Origin of the sequence: Ignavigranum ruoffiae (assembly GCF_023195815.2) — a bacterium.
GTDB lineage: Bacteria > Bacillota > Bacilli > Lactobacillales > Aerococcaceae > Ignavigranum > Ignavigranum ruoffiae.
The window spans coordinates 141,826-164,078 of the sequence record NZ_CP096206.2; the positions used below are offsets into that span (position 1 = coordinate 141,826).

18 protein-coding genes are annotated in these 22,253 nt (G+C 41.4%); 17 read left to right on the top strand and 1 reads right to left on the bottom strand.

Translation table 11 applies throughout. The features are described from left to right. Nucleotides 1-75: 75 nt before the first annotated feature. Genes M0R79_RS00685 through M0R79_RS00705 form a run of 5 tightly spaced genes read left to right on the top strand, consistent with a single transcriptional unit; the run spans nt 76 to nt 3,871 of the window. Complete coding sequence (locus M0R79_RS00685; protein WP_092571655.1) at nt 76-783, top strand: response regulator transcription factor; 708 nt, start codon at nt 76-78, stop codon at nt 781-783. After that, the gene (locus tag M0R79_RS00690; RefSeq protein ID WP_092571652.1) at nt 784-2,217 is read left to right on the top strand and encodes an ATP-binding protein; all 1,434 of its coding nucleotides are present in this window, start codon (nt 784-786) and stop codon (nt 2,215-2,217) included. Beyond that, the gene (locus M0R79_RS00695; protein WP_248416844.1) at nt 2,195-2,983 is read left to right on the top strand and encodes a hypothetical protein; all 789 of its coding nucleotides are present in this window, start codon (nt 2,195-2,197) and stop codon (nt 2,981-2,983) included. The genes M0R79_RS00690 and M0R79_RS00695 overlap by 23 nt, the downstream gene beginning before the upstream one ends. Nucleotide 2,984: 1 nt before the next feature. Continuing rightward, complete coding sequence (locus M0R79_RS00700) at nt 2,985-3,689, top strand: NAD(P)H-dependent oxidoreductase (RefSeq protein WP_248416843.1); 705 nt, start codon at nt 2,985-2,987, stop codon at nt 3,687-3,689. Next, a complete protein-coding gene (locus M0R79_RS00705; protein ID WP_092571645.1) occupies nt 3,686-3,871 on the top strand; it encodes a hypothetical protein in 186 nt (61 codons plus the stop codon). The genes M0R79_RS00700 and M0R79_RS00705 overlap by 4 nt, the downstream gene beginning before the upstream one ends. An 87-nt stretch (nt 3,872-3,958) precedes the next feature. Here the strand turns inward: M0R79_RS00705 and tyrS are convergent, their stop codons facing one another. After that, entirely contained in the window at nt 3,959-5,209 is a 1,251-nt protein-coding gene (gene tyrS / locus M0R79_RS00710; protein WP_092571643.1) for a tyrosine--tRNA ligase, read from the bottom strand. 262 nt (nt 5,210-5,471) lie between these two features. On the opposite strand from tyrS, the gene M0R79_RS00715 reads away from it, so the two are divergent. The 12 genes from M0R79_RS00715 to M0R79_RS00770 all read left to right on the top strand — a co-directional run bounded on the left by M0R79_RS00715 (nt 5,472) and on the right by M0R79_RS00770 (nt 22,188). Then, on the top strand, nt 5,472-7,088 hold the full coding sequence (locus tag M0R79_RS00715; RefSeq protein WP_248416842.1) for a C40 family peptidase: 1,617 nt from the start codon (nt 5,472-5,474) through the stop codon (nt 7,086-7,088). 403 nt (nt 7,089-7,491) lie between these two features. Then, nucleotides 7,492-9,225, top strand: coding sequence for a PTS mannitol transporter subunit IIBC (locus M0R79_RS00720; protein WP_248416841.1), 1,734 nt, complete (start codon nt 7,492-7,494; stop codon nt 9,223-9,225). A gap of 28 nt (nt 9,226-9,253) precedes the next feature. After that, nucleotides 9,254-11,335 (top strand): BglG family transcription antiterminator, encoded by a 2,082-nt coding sequence (locus M0R79_RS00725; protein ID WP_248416840.1) that lies wholly within the window; start codon nt 9,254-9,256, stop codon nt 11,333-11,335. A 22-nt stretch (nt 11,336-11,357) separates the two neighbouring features. After that, nucleotides 11,358-11,801, top strand: coding sequence for a PTS mannitol transporter subunit IIA (locus tag M0R79_RS00730; protein WP_248416839.1), 444 nt, complete (start codon nt 11,358-11,360; stop codon nt 11,799-11,801). Beyond that, nucleotides 11,801-12,943, top strand: coding sequence for a mannitol-1-phosphate 5-dehydrogenase (locus M0R79_RS00735; protein ID WP_248416838.1), 1,143 nt, complete (start codon nt 11,801-11,803; stop codon nt 12,941-12,943). Before M0R79_RS00730 ends, M0R79_RS00735 begins: the two co-directional genes overlap by 1 nt. 252 nt (nt 12,944-13,195) lie before the next feature. Next, a complete protein-coding gene (locus M0R79_RS00740) occupies nt 13,196-13,789 on the top strand; it encodes a CDP-archaeol synthase (RefSeq protein WP_248416837.1) in 594 nt (197 codons plus the stop codon). Nucleotides 13,790-13,804: 15 nt separating this feature from the next. After that, nucleotides 13,805-16,288 carry a PEP/pyruvate-binding domain-containing protein gene (locus tag M0R79_RS00745; RefSeq protein ID WP_248416836.1) on the top strand — a complete coding sequence of 828 codons (2,484 nt, stop codon included), beginning with the start codon at nt 13,805-13,807 and terminating at the stop codon, nt 16,286-16,288. Next, nucleotides 16,288-16,896, top strand: coding sequence for a CDP-alcohol phosphatidyltransferase family protein (locus M0R79_RS00750; protein ID WP_248416835.1), 609 nt, complete (start codon nt 16,288-16,290; stop codon nt 16,894-16,896). The genes M0R79_RS00745 and M0R79_RS00750 overlap by 1 nt, the downstream gene beginning before the upstream one ends. Next, complete coding sequence (locus M0R79_RS00755; protein ID WP_248416834.1) at nt 16,893-17,759, top strand: phosphatidylserine decarboxylase; 867 nt, start codon at nt 16,893-16,895, stop codon at nt 17,757-17,759. The genes M0R79_RS00750 and M0R79_RS00755 overlap by 4 nt, the downstream gene beginning before the upstream one ends. Continuing rightward, nucleotides 17,752-18,651: a UbiA prenyltransferase family protein gene (locus M0R79_RS00760; protein WP_248416833.1), complete on the top strand. Its 900-nt coding sequence runs from the start codon at nt 17,752-17,754 to the stop codon at nt 18,649-18,651. The genes M0R79_RS00755 and M0R79_RS00760 overlap by 8 nt, the downstream gene beginning before the upstream one ends. Further along, nucleotides 18,651-21,125, top strand: coding sequence for a PEP/pyruvate-binding domain-containing protein (locus M0R79_RS00765; RefSeq protein WP_248416832.1), 2,475 nt, complete (start codon nt 18,651-18,653; stop codon nt 21,123-21,125). The genes M0R79_RS00760 and M0R79_RS00765 overlap by 1 nt, the downstream gene beginning before the upstream one ends. Beyond that, complete coding sequence (locus M0R79_RS00770) at nt 21,115-22,188, top strand: hypothetical protein (RefSeq protein WP_248416831.1); 1,074 nt, start codon at nt 21,115-21,117, stop codon at nt 22,186-22,188. Before M0R79_RS00765 ends, M0R79_RS00770 begins: the two co-directional genes overlap by 11 nt. Nucleotides 22,189-22,253: the final 65 nt, after the last annotated feature.

Below are 22,253 nucleotides of genomic sequence, written 5' to 3' on the forward strand. Positions count from 1 at the left end.
TATTCTTCTCATGCTAGAGTCCGATGATTGATTATTGTATAATTGAATCAACGACAAAAAGGATGTGAAGATAAAATGCGAATCCTAATGATTGAAGATAATGAATCTGTCAGTGAAATGATGTCAATGTTCTTCGAGAACGAATCTTTCGAAGCTACTTTTAAATATGATGGTGGGGAAGGACTAGCTGCTTTCAAGGCCAGCCCGGAGACGTGGGATATGATTATACTCGACCTCAATCTTCCGACCATGGATGGGATGCAGGTATGTCGAAATATCCGCAAGATCTCCCAAGAAGTGCCCATCATTATGCTAACTGCTCGAGATTCAGAGAGTGATCAAGTGATTGGACTCGAAATGGGAGCCGACGACTATGTGACTAAGCCTTTCAGCCCGATTACCTTATTGGCTCGGATTAAGGCATTATATCGACGGGCTCATATGGATAGTGTCGATGAGGTCAAAGAAGATAAAGCCTTTGATATTCAAACTAAAGTGATTAAGATCAATACTCAAACCCGGGAAGCCTATTATCAAGATCAACCCATTGAGAATTTGACCCCCAAAGAGTTTGATTTATTAGTGATGTTTGCAAGTAATCCTAAGCGGGTCTTTAGTCGTGAAGATTTATTAACGAGTCTTTGGGAAGATCCTTTCTATGGCGATGAACGTACAGTCGATGCTCATATTAAGAAATTACGTCAGAAGATTGAACAAGTCGGCGAAGAGGTTATCCAGACAGTCTGGGGTGTCGGCTATAAGTATGAGGAAGTAGGAGACTAGATGAAGTTCCTCTGGCAACAAATCATTAGTTTCTTTATTCTAATTTTTCTGACGTTAGCCATTATTTCCACCCGGATGGAATCTTATATGACCCAGCAGGTAACCAGTAAATTGGAAGAACAACTGTTAAATTACGGCGATAATATCGTCAACAATAATTTCTCGCGGAATGATTTGGTTCGCACGACTCAGTTATTGGCCAGTGAAGGGATCTTAATTCAAGTTTATCTTCAAGATGGACGAACCATCTATCCTACCTACGATCAACGCTTTGATGCGAATTTATCTCAAGAAGATTTAGAAGCAATCCAGTCAGGACAATATCTTGGCTTTCGTCACGTCGAGCGTATGAACTATCAGGGTCAGATGGAGACCTTTCTGATTGTTTATCTACCCCATCATGATGTCGGCCAGTTTCCTGGTGGCTTTATTTCCTTAGCAGCTCCCTTGAATGAGTTACAAAGCCAAATTCAAGAAATCCGTAAGAATATTATTCTTTCTTTCATCATTACCGGCTCGATTGGGATTATATTGAGTATGGTTTCAGCCGTTTATCAAACACGGAAAATTAAGAAATTACAAGTCGTCACTCGTGAGATTACGTCGGGGAACTATGATTTGGAGATCGATGTTAAAGGGCGAGATGAGTTCTCGGACCTTGCTCGTGATTTCCAGAAGATGGCCGATTCACTTTTGGCTTCTGATGAAGAGGTAGCCCGTCAGGAGGCATTGCGTCGCCAATTTATGATGGACGTAGCCCACGAGATGCGGACCCCTTTGACGACCATGTCTGGTATTCTGGAAGGGTTACAACATGATATGATTCCAGCCAAGCAACGGGGACGTAGTTTAGAATTAATTGCCAAAGAGACCCAGCGTTTAACGCGCCTAGTTAATGAACATTTAGATTATGAGAAAATTATCAGTCAGCAGTTTGTCCTCAAGAAAGTAAAAATCAAAGGCCAAACCTTCTTTAAAGAAATTCAACAACAGATGAATGTTAAGGCTCAAGAAAACCTTGATTATATTGTGATTGAAGCGGATGAAGATTTGGTCTTTTGGGCCGATTATGACCGTTTGATGCAGATTATTATTAATCTGTTGACCAATGCCATTCAGTTCTCCCAGGAAGAAGAGATTAAACTGATCGGAACGATGGAGAAAGATTACGCTCAAATTCAGGTGGTCGACCATGGGATTGGTATCGACCCTGAAAATTTAAAGAGTATCTGGGAACGATTCTATAAGGTTGATGAATCACGTAAGAATACTAAATTCGGTGAGTCAGGAATTGGTCTTTCTGTGGTTAAATCTTTGGTGGAAGCCCACCAAGGGACTATTCAGGTTGAAAGTCAAGTAAACAAAGGCTCAACCTTTACTATACAACTACCCCATTACCAAGAGATAGAAGGTGAAGACCATCAAGGCACATAGGCTTACGATTATAGTTGCTGCCATCGTGGTTCTGGTGGTCTTAGCAGCTTATTATCATTTCTCTTTGAGTGCTGGGCCCGCTCAACAAATTCTATTGGCTCGACAAAATGAAGCCAAGTTGATCGAAGCGGTTGATAAATTGTATCAAGATGATCAGCAAGTCTATCCACGCCTAGATCTCAGTGAAGATGACCGCCAGCATATCGAGGATAAAATACAGCAATATAGTCAACAGCATTCGGATAAGGCTCAGGAGCTTCAGCAGGCTTGGCAGAAATATGAAGATAAAATGGCCAGTCTCGAAGCAGTCCAAGGCATGTACCAACAAGCAGTTGTCGATCAAGAAGGCCATTTTGTTAACAGCAAGCTAAAAGATAAGTTGAACTGGGAAGAGGTTCAAGAAATTGATCAGCAATACACAGTCAATCATCAAGCAGATGCTTTTCAAGAGGGAATTAATCAGTTAATTAGTCAGGCAAAACATCAAGTCGATTTACTGAGACGTAGTGAACGGGAGCTGGCCGATTTGGAGCATTTACCGGTGACTCCAGAATATCAGTCTATTTTAGCCAAAGCTTTGAATGATATCTTTGTTGTCCTGGCAGAATTGCCTAGCGGGCCGCAAAAAACAGATTATCAAAAACAGGTCGATCAGCGTTTAAACACACTGGTTCAGCAGGTGGAGGCAGATTGGCCCGAAGAAGCTCGAGAAGCATTGATCCAGGCAGTTCCGCAATTGAAAGATTATTTGAAAGAGGAGGATTAGGTTGAGAACTTTAGTTATTATCGGTCATCCCGAGGTCGATGATTCACAAAGTCATCAATTCCTCTTACAAACCGGTCAAGCGATGACCGATGTGACGTATTTTGATTTGGGAGCTTACTATCAAGAGCAGCAGAAATTTGATCCTGAAATTGAGCGTAATCGGTTAAAGGAATTTGATCGGATTATTTTTCAATTTCAATTGTATTGGTACCAAGCTCCAGCAATACTAAAAGCCTGGTTTGATCAAGCTTTTCCCAATGCTTATCAGATTGATTTGTGGCGACCAATATTAGTCGGTAAAGAAATGGGCACGGTCGTCTTATCCGGAACAAAACTTTCAGCCTACCGAACTGATTCTGGACAACGAGCGACTCTCTCTGAATTATTATCACCCTATCGAGCCTTCGCTCATTATTGGCAAATGACCTATTTACCTTATTTTGCCGTTGGTCAACTAGCTGCTAAGAATCCAACCCAGCAGTGGCGTTTGATGTTCGACTATGTGACCTATTTAGAAACCGGCCGGGTTGGCTCTTTTCGAGCTTTACAGCAAACCATTCTCAGTCAGCTTGGCAAGCTGATTGATCAAGGATTCATCGAACAAGAGACCGATGCTTTGGAATTAGATTTGTTCTATCAACAGCTAGTCCAACAAGCGGATCTTTTAGAAGAACTTTATAGGTTGGAAGGAGAGGAAGTCGAATGACCGATATTTGGCCGAATCGCTCGATTGATCAATGGATGAATCAAGTACAGACATATCCACAGCAGGCTACCTTGTATATGGCTCAAGAGCTTTATCACGAACAAGTGCAACGATTAAAACTTAAGGAAAGCCAATTGGACGGTCAATTATGGCAACGGACCCGTTGGGATCAACAAAGCTAATGACAGAAACTGAATGGTCAATTGAGTCGCTTCAATCAAAAAAGTCCTGACACCTTTTCGCAATGAGGTGTTAGGACTTCGTTTTATTTATTCGTTAATGGTCACTAAGGTATAGTTCTTTTTCCCTCGACGAACGACATAGTATTTTTGACCGATAGCAATCTCAGGATTGATTTCAAAATCAACATCAGTATATTTTTGACCGTTAATCGTAATAGCGCCGTTATTGATAAATTCACGAGCTTGTCGGCGGGAAGATACAATACCGGTATCAACTAACCAGACGGCCAAATTGTGTGCTTGGTGATCGGTAGTTGCTTGAGGCATATTCTTAAATCCTTGTTCAATCTGCCCGACAGTCAAGGATTGAATATCGCCAGTAAAAAGTGCTTCAGTAATTGTTTGGGCTTCTTCTAAGGCGGCTTGACTATGGACAAAACGCGTTATTTCTTCGGCTAAGCGTTTTTGGGCTAGTCTTAGATGAGGGCGTTCTTCAATTTCCTTGGCCAAATTTTCAATTTCTTCGGGCGTTAGGAAAGTAAAGTATTTCAAGAATTTAACTACATCATCGTCTTGTTGGTTGAGCCAGAATTGATAGAATTCGTAAGGAGAAGTTTGTTCCGGATCGAGCCAGATGGCATTTCCCGCTGATTTCCCAAATTTCGTTCCATCTGCCTTCAACATTAGTGGAATTGTTAAGCCAAATGCTTTAGCTTCAGGTCCCTCCACCCGACGAATATAATCCAAGCCGGCAGTAATATTGCCCCATTGATCAGCTCCACCAATTTGTAATTGGACGTGATGGTCCTTATAAAGATGGTGGAAATCCATCGATTGGAGGATTTGATAGGTGAATTCTGTAAAAGAAATCCCATGTTCTAAACGAGAAGCAACGACGTCTTTCGCTAACATGGTATTGACATTAAAGTGCTTGCCAATATCCCGTAAGAAATCCAGAAGACTTAAGTCATGCGTCCAATCATAATTATTTAAGATAGTAAAGTCATCGCCAAAAATATGTTGCATTTGTTCAGTCAAACGACGGGCATTCTCTTTAACCACTTCCTTGGTTTGCAAGGTTCTTTCACTCGTTCGACCAGAAGGGTCACCAATCGAACCAGTGGCACCACCGATAACGACAACCGGATGATGTCCTTGCAACTGAAATCTCTTAAGAATCATGAATGGAATAAGATGCCCAATATGCATGGAGTTGCCAGTTGGATCCACGCCACAATACAGGGTAATCGGATGTTGTTCGATTTCTTCAATCAGGCCTTGCTCATCTGTCTGTTGATTAATGGCCCCACGCCAGATGAGTTCTTCAATTATATTCATCTGCTCACTCCTTGATTAACTTTAACTAATATTATAGGGAAGAAAGCAATAAATAACAATAGTTTAAGTATTCTTTAAGTTTTCTTAAAATTTTACAGGACTGTTACAATGTAGCTACGAATTGAATAAAATGCTTTCCTAAGCCATTTTTTGTGATATCCTAATCATGTTATTAAATTGGAATTTTTATCTGAGTTCCTGTGAAAAAAGATTGAAGATATATAAGATATTTATGAAGATTAGACAAAAGGAGTCGACATTAATGAAAAAATCGTTTGTTAATAATGTATTTAAATCATTATTTGCCTCAGCAATTGCTGTATCTTCCTTTGCTAGCCCAGTAATGGCTCAAGACTACGATCAATTAATTTATGGTGCCGATCTTGAAATTGAAGGCTTAAGTCAACAACAAGCTCAATTATATGCAGAATTGGCAGCCGCTTACGCTGAAGCGAACGAACTTAATGAGAAAGCCAACGCTTTATTACAAGAATTATCTCAAGATGATAAAGAAATCACTGAGTTACAAGGACAAATCAAAGAATTAGAAGTTGTGATCACCAAACGTCAAGACCTACTAGCAGAACAAGCTCGTGCCGTACAAGTAACAGGTGGATCTGCTAATTACTTGAATTATGTTGCTTCTTCTAAAGATGTATCCGACTTTGTTGGTCGTGTTGATGTAGTTCGTAAGATGGTTGATGCAAACAAAGATTTATTAGATGTTCAAATTGCGGATAAAGAAGCTGTAGAGAATAAACAAACCCAAGTAGAGACAGCTAAAGAAGAAAAAGTAGTTAAGATGATTGACCTAGAATCATTGAAAGCTTCTCTAGAAGAAACAATGGCTAATCAAGAAGCTGTTTATAATCAATTAACCAATGACATCAGCTTAGCTCAAGCAAATCGTCAAGCTTTAGTTGAAGAAAAAGCTGCCTTCGAAGAAGCTCAAGCCATTGCAGCTCAACAAGCTGCTTTAGCAGCGGCCCAAGCGCAAGCTGAAGCTGAAGCTATGGCTGCGGCTCAAGCCCAAGCTGAAGCAGAAGCCCAAGCGCAAGCAGCGGCTCAAGCTGAGGCCGAAGCTCAAGCTCAACTTGAACAAGTAAGCAATGGCCAAGAATCCGTTGAAATTGTTGAGACCGAAGTTGTCACTGAAAGCCAAGCTCCAGTTGAAAATACAGAAGTACAAGCTGAAGAAACAGAAGTAGTAACTGAAGTAAGTAGCGAAACTGCTCAAGTAGAAGAAACTAGCCAAGCTGACACCGTTATTGCTGGCCCTGCTGGAGATATTACTATTGATCAAACCGCTCAAGAAGAAGCTGATCGAGTTGCTGCTGAACAAGCTGCTCAAGCGGAAGCTGACCGGGTGGCTGCTGAACAAGCTGCTGCTCAAGCCGAAGCAGAACGTGTGGCTGCTGAACAAGCTGCCCAAGCGGAAGCAGAACGTGTCGCCGCTGAACAGGCTGCCGCTCAAGCGGAAGCTGATCGGGTAGCAGCAGAACAAGCTGCGCAAGCCGCTCAAACAGCCTCAGGAGATTTATTATCCAATGCAGCTAAATATTTAGGAACACCATATGTTTGGGGTGGAAAATCACCTTCAGGATTTGACTGTTCAGGATTTGTACAATATGTTTACAAAGAAACCTATGGTAAAGATATTGGTGGTTGGACCGGAGCTCAAGAATATTCAGGAACCCGTATTTCTGTTGCTGAAGCTCAACCAGGAGACTTATATTTCTGGGGTAATCCTGGATCAACTTACCACGTTGCCATCGCAACCGGAAATGGAAACTATATCCACGCTTCCCAACCTGGAACACCATTAGAATACAACTCAACACAATGGTTCACTCCACAATTTGCTATTCGGGTTAGATAATTTAATAAATTCTAAAACAAACCTTCAATGCATCAATCGGTGCTTGAAGGTTTTTTCTTATCTCTACAATATTGAGGGTTGATGGAAGAAAAAATATAGAAGTCTGACATATTATAAATACGAAATCATCACAGAAAGGACGCTGTGTTGTAACTATAGATGTAAAATAATATCTCAATATAAAATTTTCTCATCGATGATTAAATGGCCTGTATATTGGATATTTCTGATGACTCTTAAAAAATTGAAGCCAACTTTTGAGTTTTTATGCTAGGTGCAACTCGATAATCATACCATTTCTAATTTTGGCACAGGTAATGTGCCAAAGTTGTTATTTCAATCTGTTGAAAGCGCTTTGACATTTGACTACTATTAAAGTAACAAAAAGAATGGAGGCAGTAACATGGAAAGACAAAATAATGTCGCCTGGAAGTCAGGCATTCAGAAATTAGGTTCTTATTTAAGTAGTATGGTTATGCCTAATATTGGTGGATTTATTGCCTGGGGTGTCTTAACCGCCTTGGTTATCCCTGACGGCTATTTACCTAATGAAGCATTAAGCTCCATGGTTGGTCCGATGCAACAATATTTACTTCCCTTATTAATCGGCTTCACTGGTGGTAGCATTGTTTATCAACAGCGCGGGGGGGTAGTCGGAGCAATTGCTACCATGGGTGTGATTGCCGGTGCGGGGGATACACCAATGTTTATCGGTGCCATGATGATGGGACCTTTAGGGGGCTGGTTCATTAAGAAATTTGACCAAGCCATGGATGGCAAAATCCCTTCTGGATTTGAAATGTTGATTAATAATTTTAGCTCTGGCCTATTAGGTTTCTTCTTAGCCGTTTTAGGTTTTTATGCCATCGGACCCGTAGTTTCTGGGGTAACAAACTTTCTAGCTGCAGGGGTTCAAACGATTATCAATGCAGGCATCTTGCCTCTAGCTAATATTTTTATTGAACCTGCTAAGATACTTTTTCTAAATAATGCGATAAACCATGGTATTTTAACACCAATCGGTACTCAACAAGCGGAAAGCTTGGGCAAGTCAGTAATCTATCTCTTAGAAGCAAATCCTGGCCCTGGTCTAGGAGTCTTGTTGGCTTACTTTATCTTTGGTAAAGGATCAGCAAAATCATCATCGATTGGAGCAATGATTATTCATTTCTTAGGTGGGATCCATGAAATTTACTTCCCTTATGTCATGATGAAACCTATGTTGTTCTTAGCGGTAATTGCCGGCGGGGTAACGGGAACCTTTGTTTTCCAATTATTAGGCGCCGCCTTAACTTCTCCAGCCTCTCCTGGTTCAATCATTGCAATTATGGGGATGTCTGCTAAAGGCGCCCACTTATCTGTTCTTATGGGGGTTCTAGCTGCCGCCTTGGTATCCTTTATGGTAGCCGCCATGGTGCTTAAACTCGATCGAAATACAGAAGATAATTTAGAAGCCATGCAGAATCAAGTTGCCGCTGCCAAACGCCAATCTAAGGGACAAGTCAGCCCAGTAGGTGGAGATGCTGCTCCAGCCTTGGCCAAGATTGATCGCATTATCTTTGCCTGTGATGCTGGAATGGGATCGAGTGCAATGGGTGCTTCCTTATTACGAAAGAAAGCCAAGAGCATGCAGATTGACTTACCTATTACTAATGTGGCGATTAGTCAGTTACAAGATCAGCCTGGAACTTTAGTGATTACCCAGGAAGAATTAACCGATCGGGCTCGTCGGCAAGCACCTCAAGCTGAACACGTATCGGTTGGTAATTTCCTAGATGGAGAACGGTACGATCAATTACTAAGCGAAATGATCGGTAAAGATAAAAGTCAAGCACCGGCCTCAGAAGAAGAAACTGTTTCAAAAGTGAATATTACTAACAAAAAAGTATACTTTGTTTATCAAGATACTGTGGGACAAACGACGATGGCCGCTTCTCAGTTTAGAAATAAACAGCGAGCGAACGGACACGTAGCTTCGGCTCAGGCTATTGCATTAGATCAATTAACGACTAGTAATGAGGATGTTTTGATAACCAACCCTGAATTAAAAGACAGCTTACAAGAGCGATTCCCGCAAGCGACCCTACTTATTTGGGATGATTTATTAGATGAAGAAAATTATGATGCTATACTATAAATAAATAGCAAATCAGGGGTGGATGATCATGGAGCTGACAGTTAGAGAACAACTTATTTTAAAAAATCTGCGTCATCTTGATCATGGTTTAACAGTTGCGGATTTACAAAAGATCCTCAAGGTAAGTCGTCGAACTGTTTACCGTGAATTGGCCTCTTTGCAAGCAAGCTTGGCTAGAGAAGAGATTCAACTCATCAAACCTAAAGATCAAGGTTATCAGCTAATTTTTAAAAATCCAGCTCAAATGACTATGGTGGATCGGTGGATTGACCAATCACAAGGACTTTGGATTGATATTCAAGAACGTCAGCAAGCGATGGCTTTGACCGTCCTCTTGAGTCAAGGTGTGCAGACGATTGAAGCCTTGGCCGATGAATTCCAAGTGAGTTATGGGACAGCTAGCAAAGATTTGGAAACGATTAGTAATGCTTTAGCCTCTTACAACTTGGAAATATTTCGTCAACCAGCTGTTGGTTTGCTGGCTCCGGACAAGGAGAAAGTGCTTCGACAAGTTGCTGGCTCCCTAATTTATAATGGGGTTTCTGAGTCAGAGTTTTTTAATCACCTGGAGAATTTATCAGAAAACAAAGGAAGATCTATAAATCATTATATTCTGCAAATGATTGAGCCAGCATCATGGTTGATTGCTAAAGAAACTTTGGCTCAAGAGGCTATCCAGCGTTTTGACTTAGTCAACGATAATCAGTTGCAATATATATTGGTGATGTTAGCTTTATCGATTGACCGAATTAAGAATGATCATCAACTCAATGATCAGGTTTCTATCAAGGGGATTGATAAAGATTTAATTAAATTGTCTCATCAAATTTATGGATCAATTTCTTTACAAATAGGTCAATCCATTGCCTTGAACGAACGACATTTCTTTGCCCGCCTATTAGCCGGGGTTAATTATAGAAAAGATATCAATCTTTTTAATCAGAATTTTGATTCTCAATTGACTTTTCAGGTCAAAGAATTTATCCAACAGGTTGCTAAACAAAGCGAGATTGATTTCCCTGCTGATTCGCGTTTATTTCAAGATTTATTGGCCCATATTCAGGCTTCCTTAAACCGTCCCAGTGGGCTTCTGCAGAAGATTGATAATTCGGTGCTCTTGAAGGTTGTTGAACAGTATCCGGAAATTTTCTCAGCCATTGAAAACCATTTTGACCAAATTTTCTTTCGTGAGCCAGGGAAGGATCGTCATTCTTTTTCGAAGGAGGAGCTGGTTTATATCTTGCTTCATTTTGCTGCTTCTATCGATCGAATGGCAGAGCACAGACTAGAGCATACCATTCTGGTGGTTTGTTCAAGTGGCATCGGTTCTTCACAAATATTGGAGCGACGAATCGAGCGCATGATTCCCCAAGTTGGTCAGATCCAAATTGCTAAGATATCTCAGTTAAGCCAGTTTAATCTTGAGGCCTATGATTTAATTGTCTCGACCATTCAGTTGCCAGATTTTCCAAGGAAATATATGCTTGTTTCGCCATTACTATTAGATGAAGAGATTAAAAACATTAAAAATACTTTAGCTGAAATCGAAAGTTCGTCTGCTAAACCGCTTAAAGCGAAGATATTTAAACAAAATAGCTTGTTATTTGATCAAGTCTATACTTATTTAACCATGGCCAATGATTTAACCACTTCTTTTGAATTAAGAAAGATAGAGCAGAAAGCAAATCTTCAAGCCAGCCTTTTGTTCATCTTGCAATCATTGGATAATAATATTATTCAAGATCCGCAAATGGTCGCCCAATCTTTACTGGAACGCTATCAGTTAGCGCCGATTGGCATTCCGGGCAGTGAACTGGCTTTGTTTCATTGTTTGAGTCATCAGGTCAATCAAGCATATTTTGGAATTTATGAATTAGATCAACCTTTTACCATCACAGGAATGGATGGCCAAGCTCTTACGTTAAAACGGATGTTGATTTTAATCGGGCCAGATTCAATCTCAGAGTTGGGGCAAAAACTTTTAGGGCATATTAGTCAATCAATTATTGAAACGGATCAGTATTTACGCACTTACAATCAGGGAAGTGAAGCAGAAATCAAAGCAATGATGAAACAAGTATTCTTAGAACGAATCAAAGAATTTGAATAATCGATTAAGAAGGGAAGATAGCATGAACTTAAATGAACATAATATTGAATTGAATCAGACGTTCAACGATAAGAATGAAGCTATTCGGCGAGCGGGTGAACTCTTAGTAGAATCTGGATCTGTGAGCCCTGAATATATTGAGGCCATGCTGGAGCGTGAGCAGATTGTCAGCACCCACATGGGAAACTTTGTTGCCATTCCTCATGGAACCGATGAAGCTAAGAAGCACGTTCAATCCACTGGCATCTCCGTGATTCAAGTCCCTTTTGGGGTGGATTTCTCAGAGAATCCCAATGAGGAGAAAATGGCGATGATGATCTTTGGCATCGCCGGAGTTGGTGATGAACATTTAGATTTACTTTCAAAGATTGCTGTTCTTTGTTCAGAATTAGATAATGTCGTCAAGTTGGTTAATGCTAAAGATAAGGCAGAAATTATTCAATTAATTGAAGGGGTGGACTTATAATGCAAGCAGTACACTTTGGGGCAGGTAATATTGGTCGAGGATTTATTGGAGAAGTTCTATTTAAGAATGGATTTTCGATTGATTTTGTCGATATTGATTCAAGAATCATTGAAGCGCTACAAAGTAGACAGGAATATGAGGTAGACTACGCCCAAGACCATGCAATCCCCCTTCAAGTTAATCAGGTTTCTGGAATTAATAATGCTGAGCATCCCGAAGAAGTGGTTGAAGCTCTGAAAGAAGCTGATATTGTGACTACGGCTATCGGTCCGAATATTTTACCTCATATTGCCGAATTAATCGCGCAAGGGATAGAAGCACGGATGAAAGCAGGAAAGACGCAGGCTCTGGACATTATCGCCTGTGAGAATATGATTAATGGATCAGGATTCTTAAAAGACCACGTTTTACCTTACCTTAGTTCAGAGGCCAAACAATATGTAGGTCAATATATTGGTTTCCCAAATGCGGCCGTAGATCGTATCGTACCTATACAACACCATGAAGATCCATTAAAGGTAAGCGTAGAGCCTTTTAAAGAATGGATTATTGACCAAACCCAAATGCATTCCAACATCCGTCTGGAAGGAGTCCTTTACGTAGAAGATTTATTACCATATATTGAACGGAAATTATTCTCAGTGAATACAGGACACGCTACCGTCGCCTATTTAGGTAAAAAGGCAGGTTATGAAACAATTAGTCAAGCTATGCAGGATCCAGAGATTCGTCAATATTTGCAGGAAGTTCTTCAAGAAACTGGAGCACTCCTGGTGGCTAAATGGGGTTTTGATTCGGACCAGCATCAGGCGTATATTCAAAAAATAATTCAGCGATTCCAAAATCCACATATTTCTGATGAAATTAGTCGGGTGGGGCGGACACCGATGCGGAAGTTGGGCTATGATGAACGCTTCATTCGTCCGCTCCGTGAACTGAAAGAACGCGGACTCCCGTATGACCAACTTTTAACTGTAATCGCCAGCATTCTTAGCTATGATGATCCGCAAGATACTCAAAGTGTTGAGATGTTGACCCAAATCCAGGAACAGGGTATTCAATCAGCCATTGAAAATATTACAGGTTTAAAGGATGTTGATTTAATAAATCAAATTCTTTCACGTTATCAAGAAATTCACTAATCGTATTAAACAGGACGACAAATAGACACTTACCTGTTAAATAGATTTACTGCCAATCATTATAAAGACCATGATTATTAACTTCTCTGCTCAACTTAGGAAGAGATGCGAATCGGGTCTTTGTAATGATTTTTGTTTGCAGCTGATTTCATGGTTAGGTAAAGTGTGTTTGAATCCTACTGAGGTTAATTCTTGGCTAATCATCGTTGACTTTAATATAATGATAGAAATCATAAAGATAGGGGTAGGCTCATGTTTAGATGGATTATCAGTTTATATATTTCAATGTTACCTGTCATTATAGGTGCGAGTCTAAACATGGCTTTTTGTAAGTCTCCGCTGTTTAAGCAACTTAATCGTCCGCTAGATGGGAATCGAACCTTTAGTGATCAAGAACCAATTTTTGGTCGCAATAAGACTTACAAGGGCTTTATTGGCATGATGGTTATAACTGCGCTTTGTCAAGGGTTGTGGGGCGCTTTACTAGCCTATCTACCTTTGGCAGAGTCTTTAAATCTCTATTATCGCAATCAGTCTAATCGATTATCCTATAATTTACTGCTAGGTGGCTTGCTCGGCTTTGCCTATGTCCTCTTTGAACTTCCGAATAGTTTTCTTAAGCGCCGTCTGCAGATTCTCCCAGGAAAGCATGCCCGTTCTGATTGGTTCTGGCCTTTCTTTGTCTTGGATCAAATTGATTCGCTAATCGGCATTGTCTTCTTTTCTTGTCTTGTAACACGGATTTCTTGGCCAGAGGCATTGGGCATCATTGGTCTCGGTTTCTTTACCCATATCTTTGTCAACCAATGCCTATATCGATTTCATTTAAGAGCGAATCCTTATTAGTTAGGAGGGGAACAAATGCTAGCAACTTTACATCAAGCAACAGCCCAGGCTAGATATGGCAACAAAATTAATCAATTAAATCAATTGATTCAATTAGGCTATCAAGTTCCTCCTGCTTATATCTTTGATGCCGACCAAGTCAAGACAGTCTTGGCAAAGACCTTCCAAGTTGAAGAACAAGATTTGCTGACCTTTGAACAAATCATGGCCTATGGCCAAAAAGGAATAAATCACCATGCTCTCCTGTCAGCGCTTCGTATACAGCTAGAAGCCAAATTAGGAGACGACATGTGGCAGCCAGGAAAAGTATATATTGTTCGTTCTAGTGGAAGTTTGGAGGACTCAAAAGAATATGCCCATGCTGGATTATTTGAATCGGTCGCTCATTGTCGAAATTTGAACGATTTGTTAATGGCTATGAAAGATGCTATCGTTTCAATTTTTACGCCGGCCGTCTCTAGCTATTACCAACGCCACCGCCTTCAACAAACGCGTTTTCAATTTGCCTTACTAATTCAAGAGCAAATTGAGGCGGATTGGAGTGGTGTCGCATTCTCTTTGAATCCTTCAACGGGAGCGGATCAAGAATTTGTCTTAGAAGTGGTAGAAGGGGAGGGTGCGGCTCTAGTCGCTGGACAGGCAGAACCCCAGCGATTTACCTATCTGGTTCAGCAAGATTTGACGCATTCGCCTAGTAGCTCTCTCTTATCTCAACGAGTTTTGAACAATATCTGGCAGATAGTGGATCAATTGCGCCAATTTTATGCTTATCCGATTGACATTGAGCTTTGTGGGAAAGGAGAGCAGATTTTTCTCTTACAAATCAGACCGATTAGTCAGCCACCTTTGCAGATTGACGATCAACGTTGGACGACAACTAACTTTCGCGACGGTGGAGTCTCTGCTCAAGTGGCGACGCCCTTAATCTGGTCCTTATATCGGGATACTTGGTCACAAGCCTTGGGCAATTTTGTCTTAGATCAAGGATTGTGGCGGAATCAACCCTTGCCAGCTCTAATTTGTTATCAATTTGGTCGAATCTACTGGAATTTAGGCTTAGTCAAGTCATGCATGGCCCAAGTGCCCGGCTATGTAGAAGCTGAATTCGATGATGAATTAGGAGTACCGAAACATTATAAAGGACTGGGCTTTCTACAACCCTTCAGCTGGACTAGGTCAACTGAATTAAGCCAGAGATTGTTTCGTTTTATATTAACGGATCGCAAGAAGCGCAAAGAGGCTCCCGCTTTCTTAGCCCAACTAAGTACAAGTGCCCAAGCATTTGAAAACAAGTTCAAGCCAACCAATGCCCGACTAGAACGAGATGAGCTCAAACTACTCTGGCAACAATTGGTTGACCAAGCTTATCGGCAGTCAGAGGAAGCCTACTTCCAGCGGGTCTTTTTGAACACAGTTCAATTCCCCTATCTTAAAAAAATTCTCTACCGAAAATTAACGGAGTCTGAGTTTTTTGCCTTAATTTCAGATCTAGCAAATTTATCTCACCGACGTCTCGATCGAGCCCTTGACCACTTAAGTCAAACCATCGCTCAAGATCCAAGCGAGCAGGCCAAATGGCTGAATTCATCGGCTCAAGCGTTAAATCAAGACTATCGTCAGCAGCAGCTTGGCCCTAGTCAAAAATTATTAGATCAGTTCTTGACGACTTACGGTTATCATTCTTTACGCGAACTGAATTTACAAATTCCTAGTTTCATGGAAGATCCTTTGCCAATTATTCAAGCCATCCAGAAAAATTTACAAAGAACATCAAAGCCAGAGCAAGAACCATATTCTCGCAAGCATAATCCGGCGATGATTCATTCGCTAAATCCTTTGGAACGGAGACTGCTCAAGCATTTGCGAGATTTGTTATGGTTGCGCGAAGAATACAAAGATCTATCGACTCGTTACTATCACCTGATTCGTCAACTGGCCCTCAGGGTGGGTGAGTATGCCACTCGTCAAGATGATTTGGATCAAGTAGAGGATATTTTCTATTTAGATCATGTCTCGATTCGGCGCTATCTCCATGGGGAGAATCCTGACCTAAGAGATGAGGTGGATTCGGCCAAGGCCTATGTGCGATCTTTTGCCAGCTACTCAGCCCCCTTAGAACTCTATCCTTGGACAACACCGTTAGCAGGCTCATTTACTGAAAACGAAGGACTGAGCGGTGTGGGTGCGAATCAAGGTTTTGTTCAAGGCCGAGTTAGAGTGATTGAGCAGCTAACTGATTTACATCAGATTGAAGCCAATGAAATTCTAGTTACCCCTTTTTTGGATACGGGCTGGGTTCATATCTTTTCCCAATTAAGGGGAATTATTACCGAGACAGGGGGGATTTTGTCTCATGGGGCGATTATGGCCCGTGAATATCAATTGCCGGTGATTGTCAGTGCCAAAGGGATTACGAGTTTATTACAAACCGGAGATTGGATTGCTATGGACGGCTTAAGTGGAAGTATCCAATTGATGCAGAAAAGGGAGGGAGTTTAATGTTTATTGGTGAATATGGGCCTTTTGTTTGGTTAACTTACTTAGGCCAAATTTTCTCCTTACTTTGTATGTACCAGACTTTAAATGGAGACCTGGCTAGTGGCTTACAATGGTATATTCTGGCCACCCTCTGCGATCTATTCGATGGCCGACTGGCTCGGAGTTTTGAGCGAACTGCGCTGCAGGAAAAATATGGCCAGCAAATTGATACCTTGTCCGATATGGTCAATTTTGCCTTTGTGCCAGTGGTACTTTTATTAGCGAGTAAGCTATCTTTGCTTCTCCGTTTAGTTTTAAGTGGGCTGACTTTACTCTCAGTAACGACTCGTCTTGCCTATTTCCAGCAGATTGAAGACCAAGCTGATCAGCCGCTAGCCTATTTTATCGGTTTACCGGCCGCCTATGCCGGCTTACTCTATCCTTGTGCCTATTTACTGACGGCAATGTTAGCCCCGTCAGTTTGGTCAATGGTACTCGCAGTAGGAGCTTTGTTACTAGCTATCCTGCACGTCAGCCGATTTAAAGTGGCCAAACCTGGTAAAAAGGCCTATGTTTTTTATCTAATCTTGGCTGTTTTGGTCTATTTAGGTCTGGGGTGGGTGTCATGACCTATTATTTTGATCGTCGGCGGCGGGAGTTGGTATTGGAACACGCTTATCAAGCAGACTTATTGGCCAGACTCTATTCGCCTGGCATCGCAACTTTCTTGTTGCCCATCATTAAATCTCGACTATTTAGTAAGCTATGGACTTGGAAAGATTACTTACCCAGCTCGCGGAAGAAAATTCAGCACTTTATCCAGAAATACCAATTGCGGCCAGAAGAATTTACCGAGCAGGACTTTGCTCATTTTGCTGCCTTTTTCGAGCGTTCTTACCTGCCATCCAGCCGGCCGCGGTGTCTCGAACCAGAAATCATGGCTGTGGCAGATGGGAAGTTGTTGGTCTATCCGCTTGAGTCCCAAATGACTATCGAAGTCAAGGGACGGACTTATGCTTTAGCTGAATTATTTCCACAGCAAAAAGACTGGTCACTTTACCATGGGGGTTACTTGTTCTTATATCGCTTGGCTATGGAAGATAATCATCATTATCTTTTTGCCGAATCGGGTCCGATAAGTGATCAATCAGATATTCCGGGTTCTCTCCATACCATTCGAGATCTCGGTCATCGCCACAGCCCTGTATTTATCGAAAACCAACGGTCTCATTGTAAGATTCATCAGCCCAAGTTAGGACCTATCTGGCAGATGGAGATAGGTGCTTTGACTGTCGGACGAATTATCAATCATCCACGAGACCTGGCCCAACGAGGACAAGAGAAAGGGTATTTTAAATTAGGTGGTTCATCTATTATCGTGCTCTATCCGGCGAGCTCGCTTAAGATTGATGCAGATATTCTTGAATGGTCACAACAAGGCATTGAAACCCAGGTGCGAATGGGGGAAAGGATCGGTATTATCGATGATTAAACGCTGGCAAATTTACTTGAAAGAAATGTATCCTTTAGGATCTCGGAGTTTAGTAGCGATTATTTATTTTTTTGAAATATATTTTGTCTTGCTTTTAAATCGGGGAATCACTCAATTTCAAATAAATGGTCAAGAGTTTATCGGGGCTTATACAATTTTTTCTTTTTTATTAATTTTGCGGATCGCTGATGATTTCAAGGATTACGAAACCGATTTGCGCCTGTTTCCTCAGCGTCCCTTACCGTCAGGTCGGGTAAAGAAAGTTGATTTGGCCGTCTTATTAAGCCTAGTGGTGAGCTCTTCATTTCTTTTGAACCTGTTGTATATGAATAATTTAGTTTTCTTCTTGGTCTTGTATGCCTATGGCTTGGCTATGTCGTTATGGTTCTTTCATAAGGCTCAGATTCAGAATTCGCTGCCGATGGCACTGGTGACCCACAATCCAGTGATGATGATTTTAAATATTTATGTGCTAAGTTTTGTTTGTATTAAATATCATCTATCTGCTTTTAATTGGACTACGATTTTATTGGCCTTTACCATGTATTTTCCTAGCCTTATTTGGGAGATTGCCCGGAAGATTCGGGCGCCCGAAGATGAGACAGCCTATGTGACTTATTCCAAACTATTTGGTTATCAACGGGTGACTCGTTTTGTCCGTACTTTAACGCTCATCGATATTTGTACGAATTTTATCTTGCTTTGGCAGATTTCAAAATGGGGCGTGCTTGCTTTGGCTATCAATGTAATATGGATGGTTTGGCTTTTTGAGAAATATTTGCAGAATCCCTCTACTTTTAAATTGATTGACAAAGTCGAGCGCTACACCATGATTACTGAAGCAATTATGGTGCTTTCCGTCTTCTTCTATCTGTTGAAGGGAGCGATTTGATGCGTTTACTTACTTCCGCAGAGCAATTGGCTTTGTCGGGTAAGGCGGGTAACTTGGCCCAACTTCAAGCCTTAGATTTACCTGTCCCACCATTTAGTACTTTAGCTTTTGAATTTATTAAAGACCCTGCCTATCAAGCTGCTGTCGAAGCTTGGCAAGCCAAGGTAATTCATTCGAAAGACCTAGCGGAGTCAAGTCCTGATTTCATTTGCCAGTTTCTTCAAAGAGAAGCGACCTCAATTTTGGATCAGTTTAAGCCAGACAGTCTTTATAGCGTTCGCTCTTCGGCAAGTATCGAAGATGGTCCTCAACATTCCTTTGCCGGCCAATTTACCAGTCTGTTGAATGTTGCCGGTCGGGATTTAGCTCAGGCGGTTAATCAGGTCGTTGCTTCCTTCTATCAACCGGAAGTTCTCGCTTATTTATCATATAATGAATTGAGTTTGGTTGATTTAGAACCCTATATCATTATTCAAGAGATGGTAGCAGCAGAGTATTCAGGAATATATTTTACCGCCAATCCCCGCGGCTTATTGAATGAACATCTGCTGGTAGTGGGAGCGGGCCTAGGAAACCAGGTCGTCGAAGATAAAGTAGCAGTGACCACCTATTCCATTCATCCCCAGGATGAAATCATCTTGACCAGCCAATCAGGATCAGCTGCCCATTTAAGCCGGCAAGTCTTACAGAAATTACAAGAGCTAGCCACCCGTATCCAAAGCCATTACCAACAGGCGATGGATATTGAGTTTGCCCTGGCAAATGATCAGATTTGGCTTCTTCAAGCTCGACCGATTACTCAGCTTAGCCCAGAACTTAGGTATATTTTGGATAATGCGAATATCGTAGAATCGTATCCAGGTCTTACCAGCCCCTTGACCTATAGTTTTATAAAGGATATTGCCTATTACAAAGTCTTTGAAGGATTGGGACGACGACTCGTTCAAGGGCGGGAAGATTTGTTAGCAGTCTACCAAGCTTGCTTTAGCAACATGGTCGTATCGGTCAACAGTCGCATTTATTACCGGCTGGATAACTTCTATCATCTATTAAGGTTATTGCCTGGGGCCAGTTGGCTAATTCCCGTCTGGCAAGATATGTTGGGAATTCGTCAACGTCAGCTTCCTGACCAACCCATAAAAATATCTTTATGGCAACGAATAAAGGTAGGTTGGCAATTGATCAAGGCCTTAAAACATAATGATCAACGTATGACCGAGCTTGATCAAGATTTCCAAAGTCTGGAACAATATTATCGAGAAAATTTCCGTTCAGATTTATCGATGGAAGAATTAAAGGACTTATTTCAGGAATTACAAGTCAGGGTGCTGGAGCAGTGGGATTTGACCTTGATTAATGATTTATATGCATTTATTTTTACCGGCTTAGTGAAGAGACGCAGTGGCCACCTTGGCCAAATTGCTGGGATCGATCAGATAGAAAGTATGAAACCCACTCAGGCTTTGAACCAACTTGTGACGGCCCTTAAAGAGCGCGGTGCTGAAGATCAAGTGGAGGCATGGATTCAATCTGATAATCTAGCAAGTGATTTTCTGGAAAAGACAGATCAACCTGCAGGTCGGTTAATTCAAGACTATATAGAAAGGTATGGCGACCGGGTCCCCGAGGAATTGAAACTAGAAACCCATACCTTTCGAAGTCATCCGATTAAATTATTGACGCTGTTACAAGCTTTACTCAAAGATTCACAGTCAACATCGACCGTTACTGGACCCAACAACAATTTATTTAGTGAAGTTAGAAATCCTTATGATCGATTTCTAATTCGGCAGGCCAAGTTAGGGATTCGGCATCGAGAAAGCTCGCGCTTAAATCGGACCCGACTCTATGGCATGACCCGGTCTATTTTCCGTAGTCTAGGTCAGCGATTGGTCGAGCAAGATTTATTAACTCAGGTAGATGATATTTTTTACTTAACGATGACAGAAATTATGGCGGAGGAATTTCCATACAATCTGACAAATCTGAAAAAACTTGTGGCCGTTCGGCGCGAGAAAATTGATCTAGATCGTAATTTACCTGCTTATTCGCGCTTAATCTTCTCAGAGCAAATTTTTGAGAAGAATCCTCATGAGTATCTGCCGGTTAAAGGAGACCAGCATCAAACAGATTGGCTCTATGGCATTGCGAGTTCACCCGGTCGGGTACGGGGTCGGATTATTCGGATTGAGGATGTTCAACAAATTACGATTGAAGAAGTCAAAGATAAGATTATTGTCTGTAAAATGACCGACCCAGGTTGGGTCTTTCTCTTGATGCAAGCTAAAGGCATTATTGCTGAGCAGGGGTCGCTACTCTCTCATACCGCGATTATCTCGCGTGAATTGAAGATTCCAGCTGTGGTCAATGTCAACCAAGCGATGGATGTGTTAGTGGATAACCAGTGGGTCGAGTTAGATGGAAACCATGGTCAGATTCAAATCATGAAAGAAGGGGATCTTGATGGAGATTAAAGGAGTCAAGCTAGCGGATCAAACTGCCAGTGATTTTATTAATTTAGTCAACCCACTCTATCCACCCAGTCAACGGCGTCCCCGAGCTGAACTGATTCGACAATTACTCCAGCAAAGTCATCCTTTAAGTTCACAATTTGACTTCAAGGCGTACCTTCTTTATCAAGACCAACAAGCCATTATGCGCGCTGCCTTAACCTTGTACCCACAAAGAAAGGAAGCATATTTAGGCTTTTTTGAAGGGGTGAATCAAGTAGAAGCGCTGCGATATTTAATGGATCACTTAGCAGCTGAAGCTCAAGCCTTGGGTTATCAAGCCTTGGTTGGCCCGATTGATGCTAGTTTCTGGTTAGGCTATCGAATGAAAATCGATCGATTTGATCTGCCAGCTTTTACAGGTGAACCCCATAATTTACCCTATTATCCCGAATTATGGCGGGCAGCCGGATTTGAACAGATCGAGACCTATCTATCAAATGCTTATCCGGCTCCGACCAAGGACTTTCAGCCCCGCAAATTAGAACAGCGTTATCAGCATTTTAAGGCTTTAGGAATTAGCTTTCGCTCGGTCAACCGACACCGTTGGTCGGTGGATCTCCAGCAGATGTATCGTTTATTGACTGAATTATATCGAGACTTTCCTTATTTTGAAGAGATTGACCAAGAAACTTTCATCCAGCTCTTTGATCCATTAAAGAAAGTATTAAATTTTAGTCGGGTCCAGCTGGCTTTTGATCAAGATCGTTTGGTCGGTTTTATGATTGCGATTCCCAATTATGGTCATTTATTAGATCAAGAATTGAATCTATTTCGCCTGTTACAAATCCTACAACGGAAATATTGGGCCAAGGAATATATTATGATGTATTTAGGAGTAGATCCCGCTTATTTGGGATTGGGTTCAGCTTTGGTCTATCCTTTGGTTAAGCAATTTCAAGACAAACACATTCGCTCCATCGGTGCACTGATCCATCAAGGGAAGGTCTCAGAAAACTATCTCGGTAAGATGATTGAGCATCAGACTCATTATGCACTTTTTCGCAAAGATTTAGCCAATAATTAATCTGAAAAGACTTAAAGCTCGAAGAGATGGACTTCCATTTCTTCGAGCTTTATTCACGGCATTTA

Bases quoted from the DNA above. Each gene is read 5' to 3' on its own strand.
- M0R79_RS00685 (WP_092571655.1), top strand. From the start codon at position 76: ATGCGAATCCTAATGATTGAAGATAATGAATCTGTCAGTGAAATGATG.
- M0R79_RS00690 (WP_092571652.1), top strand. From the start codon at position 784: ATGAAGTTCCTCTGGCAACAAATCATTAGTTTCTTTATTCTAATTTTT.
- M0R79_RS00705 (WP_092571645.1), top strand. From the start codon at position 3,686: ATGACCGATATTTGGCCGAATCGCTCGATTGATCAATGGATGAATCAA.
- tyrS (WP_092571643.1), bottom strand. From the start codon at position 5,209: ATGAATATAATTGAAGAACTCATCTGGCGTGGGGCCATTAATCAACAG.
- M0R79_RS00715 (WP_248416842.1), top strand. From the start codon at position 5,472: ATGAAAAAATCGTTTGTTAATAATGTATTTAAATCATTATTTGCCTCA.
- M0R79_RS00720 (WP_248416841.1), top strand. From the start codon at position 7,492: ATGGAAAGACAAAATAATGTCGCCTGGAAGTCAGGCATTCAGAAATTA.
- M0R79_RS00725 (WP_248416840.1), top strand. From the start codon at position 9,254: ATGGAGCTGACAGTTAGAGAACAACTTATTTTAAAAAATCTGCGTCAT.
- M0R79_RS00730 (WP_248416839.1), top strand. From the start codon at position 11,358: ATGAACTTAAATGAACATAATATTGAATTGAATCAGACGTTCAACGAT.
- M0R79_RS00735 (WP_248416838.1), top strand. From the start codon at position 11,801: ATGCAAGCAGTACACTTTGGGGCAGGTAATATTGGTCGAGGATTTATT.
- M0R79_RS00740 (WP_248416837.1), top strand. From the start codon at position 13,196: ATGTTTAGATGGATTATCAGTTTATATATTTCAATGTTACCTGTCATT.
- M0R79_RS00745 (WP_248416836.1), top strand. From the start codon at position 13,805: ATGCTAGCAACTTTACATCAAGCAACAGCCCAGGCTAGATATGGCAAC.
- M0R79_RS00750 (WP_248416835.1), top strand. From the start codon at position 16,288: ATGTTTATTGGTGAATATGGGCCTTTTGTTTGGTTAACTTACTTAGGC.
- M0R79_RS00755 (WP_248416834.1), top strand. From the start codon at position 16,893: ATGACCTATTATTTTGATCGTCGGCGGCGGGAGTTGGTATTGGAACAC.
- M0R79_RS00760 (WP_248416833.1), top strand. From the start codon at position 17,752: ATGATTAAACGCTGGCAAATTTACTTGAAAGAAATGTATCCTTTAGGA.
- M0R79_RS00765 (WP_248416832.1), top strand. From the start codon at position 18,651: ATGCGTTTACTTACTTCCGCAGAGCAATTGGCTTTGTCGGGTAAGGCG.
- M0R79_RS00770 (WP_248416831.1), top strand. From the start codon at position 21,115: ATGGAGATTAAAGGAGTCAAGCTAGCGGATCAAACTGCCAGTGATTTT.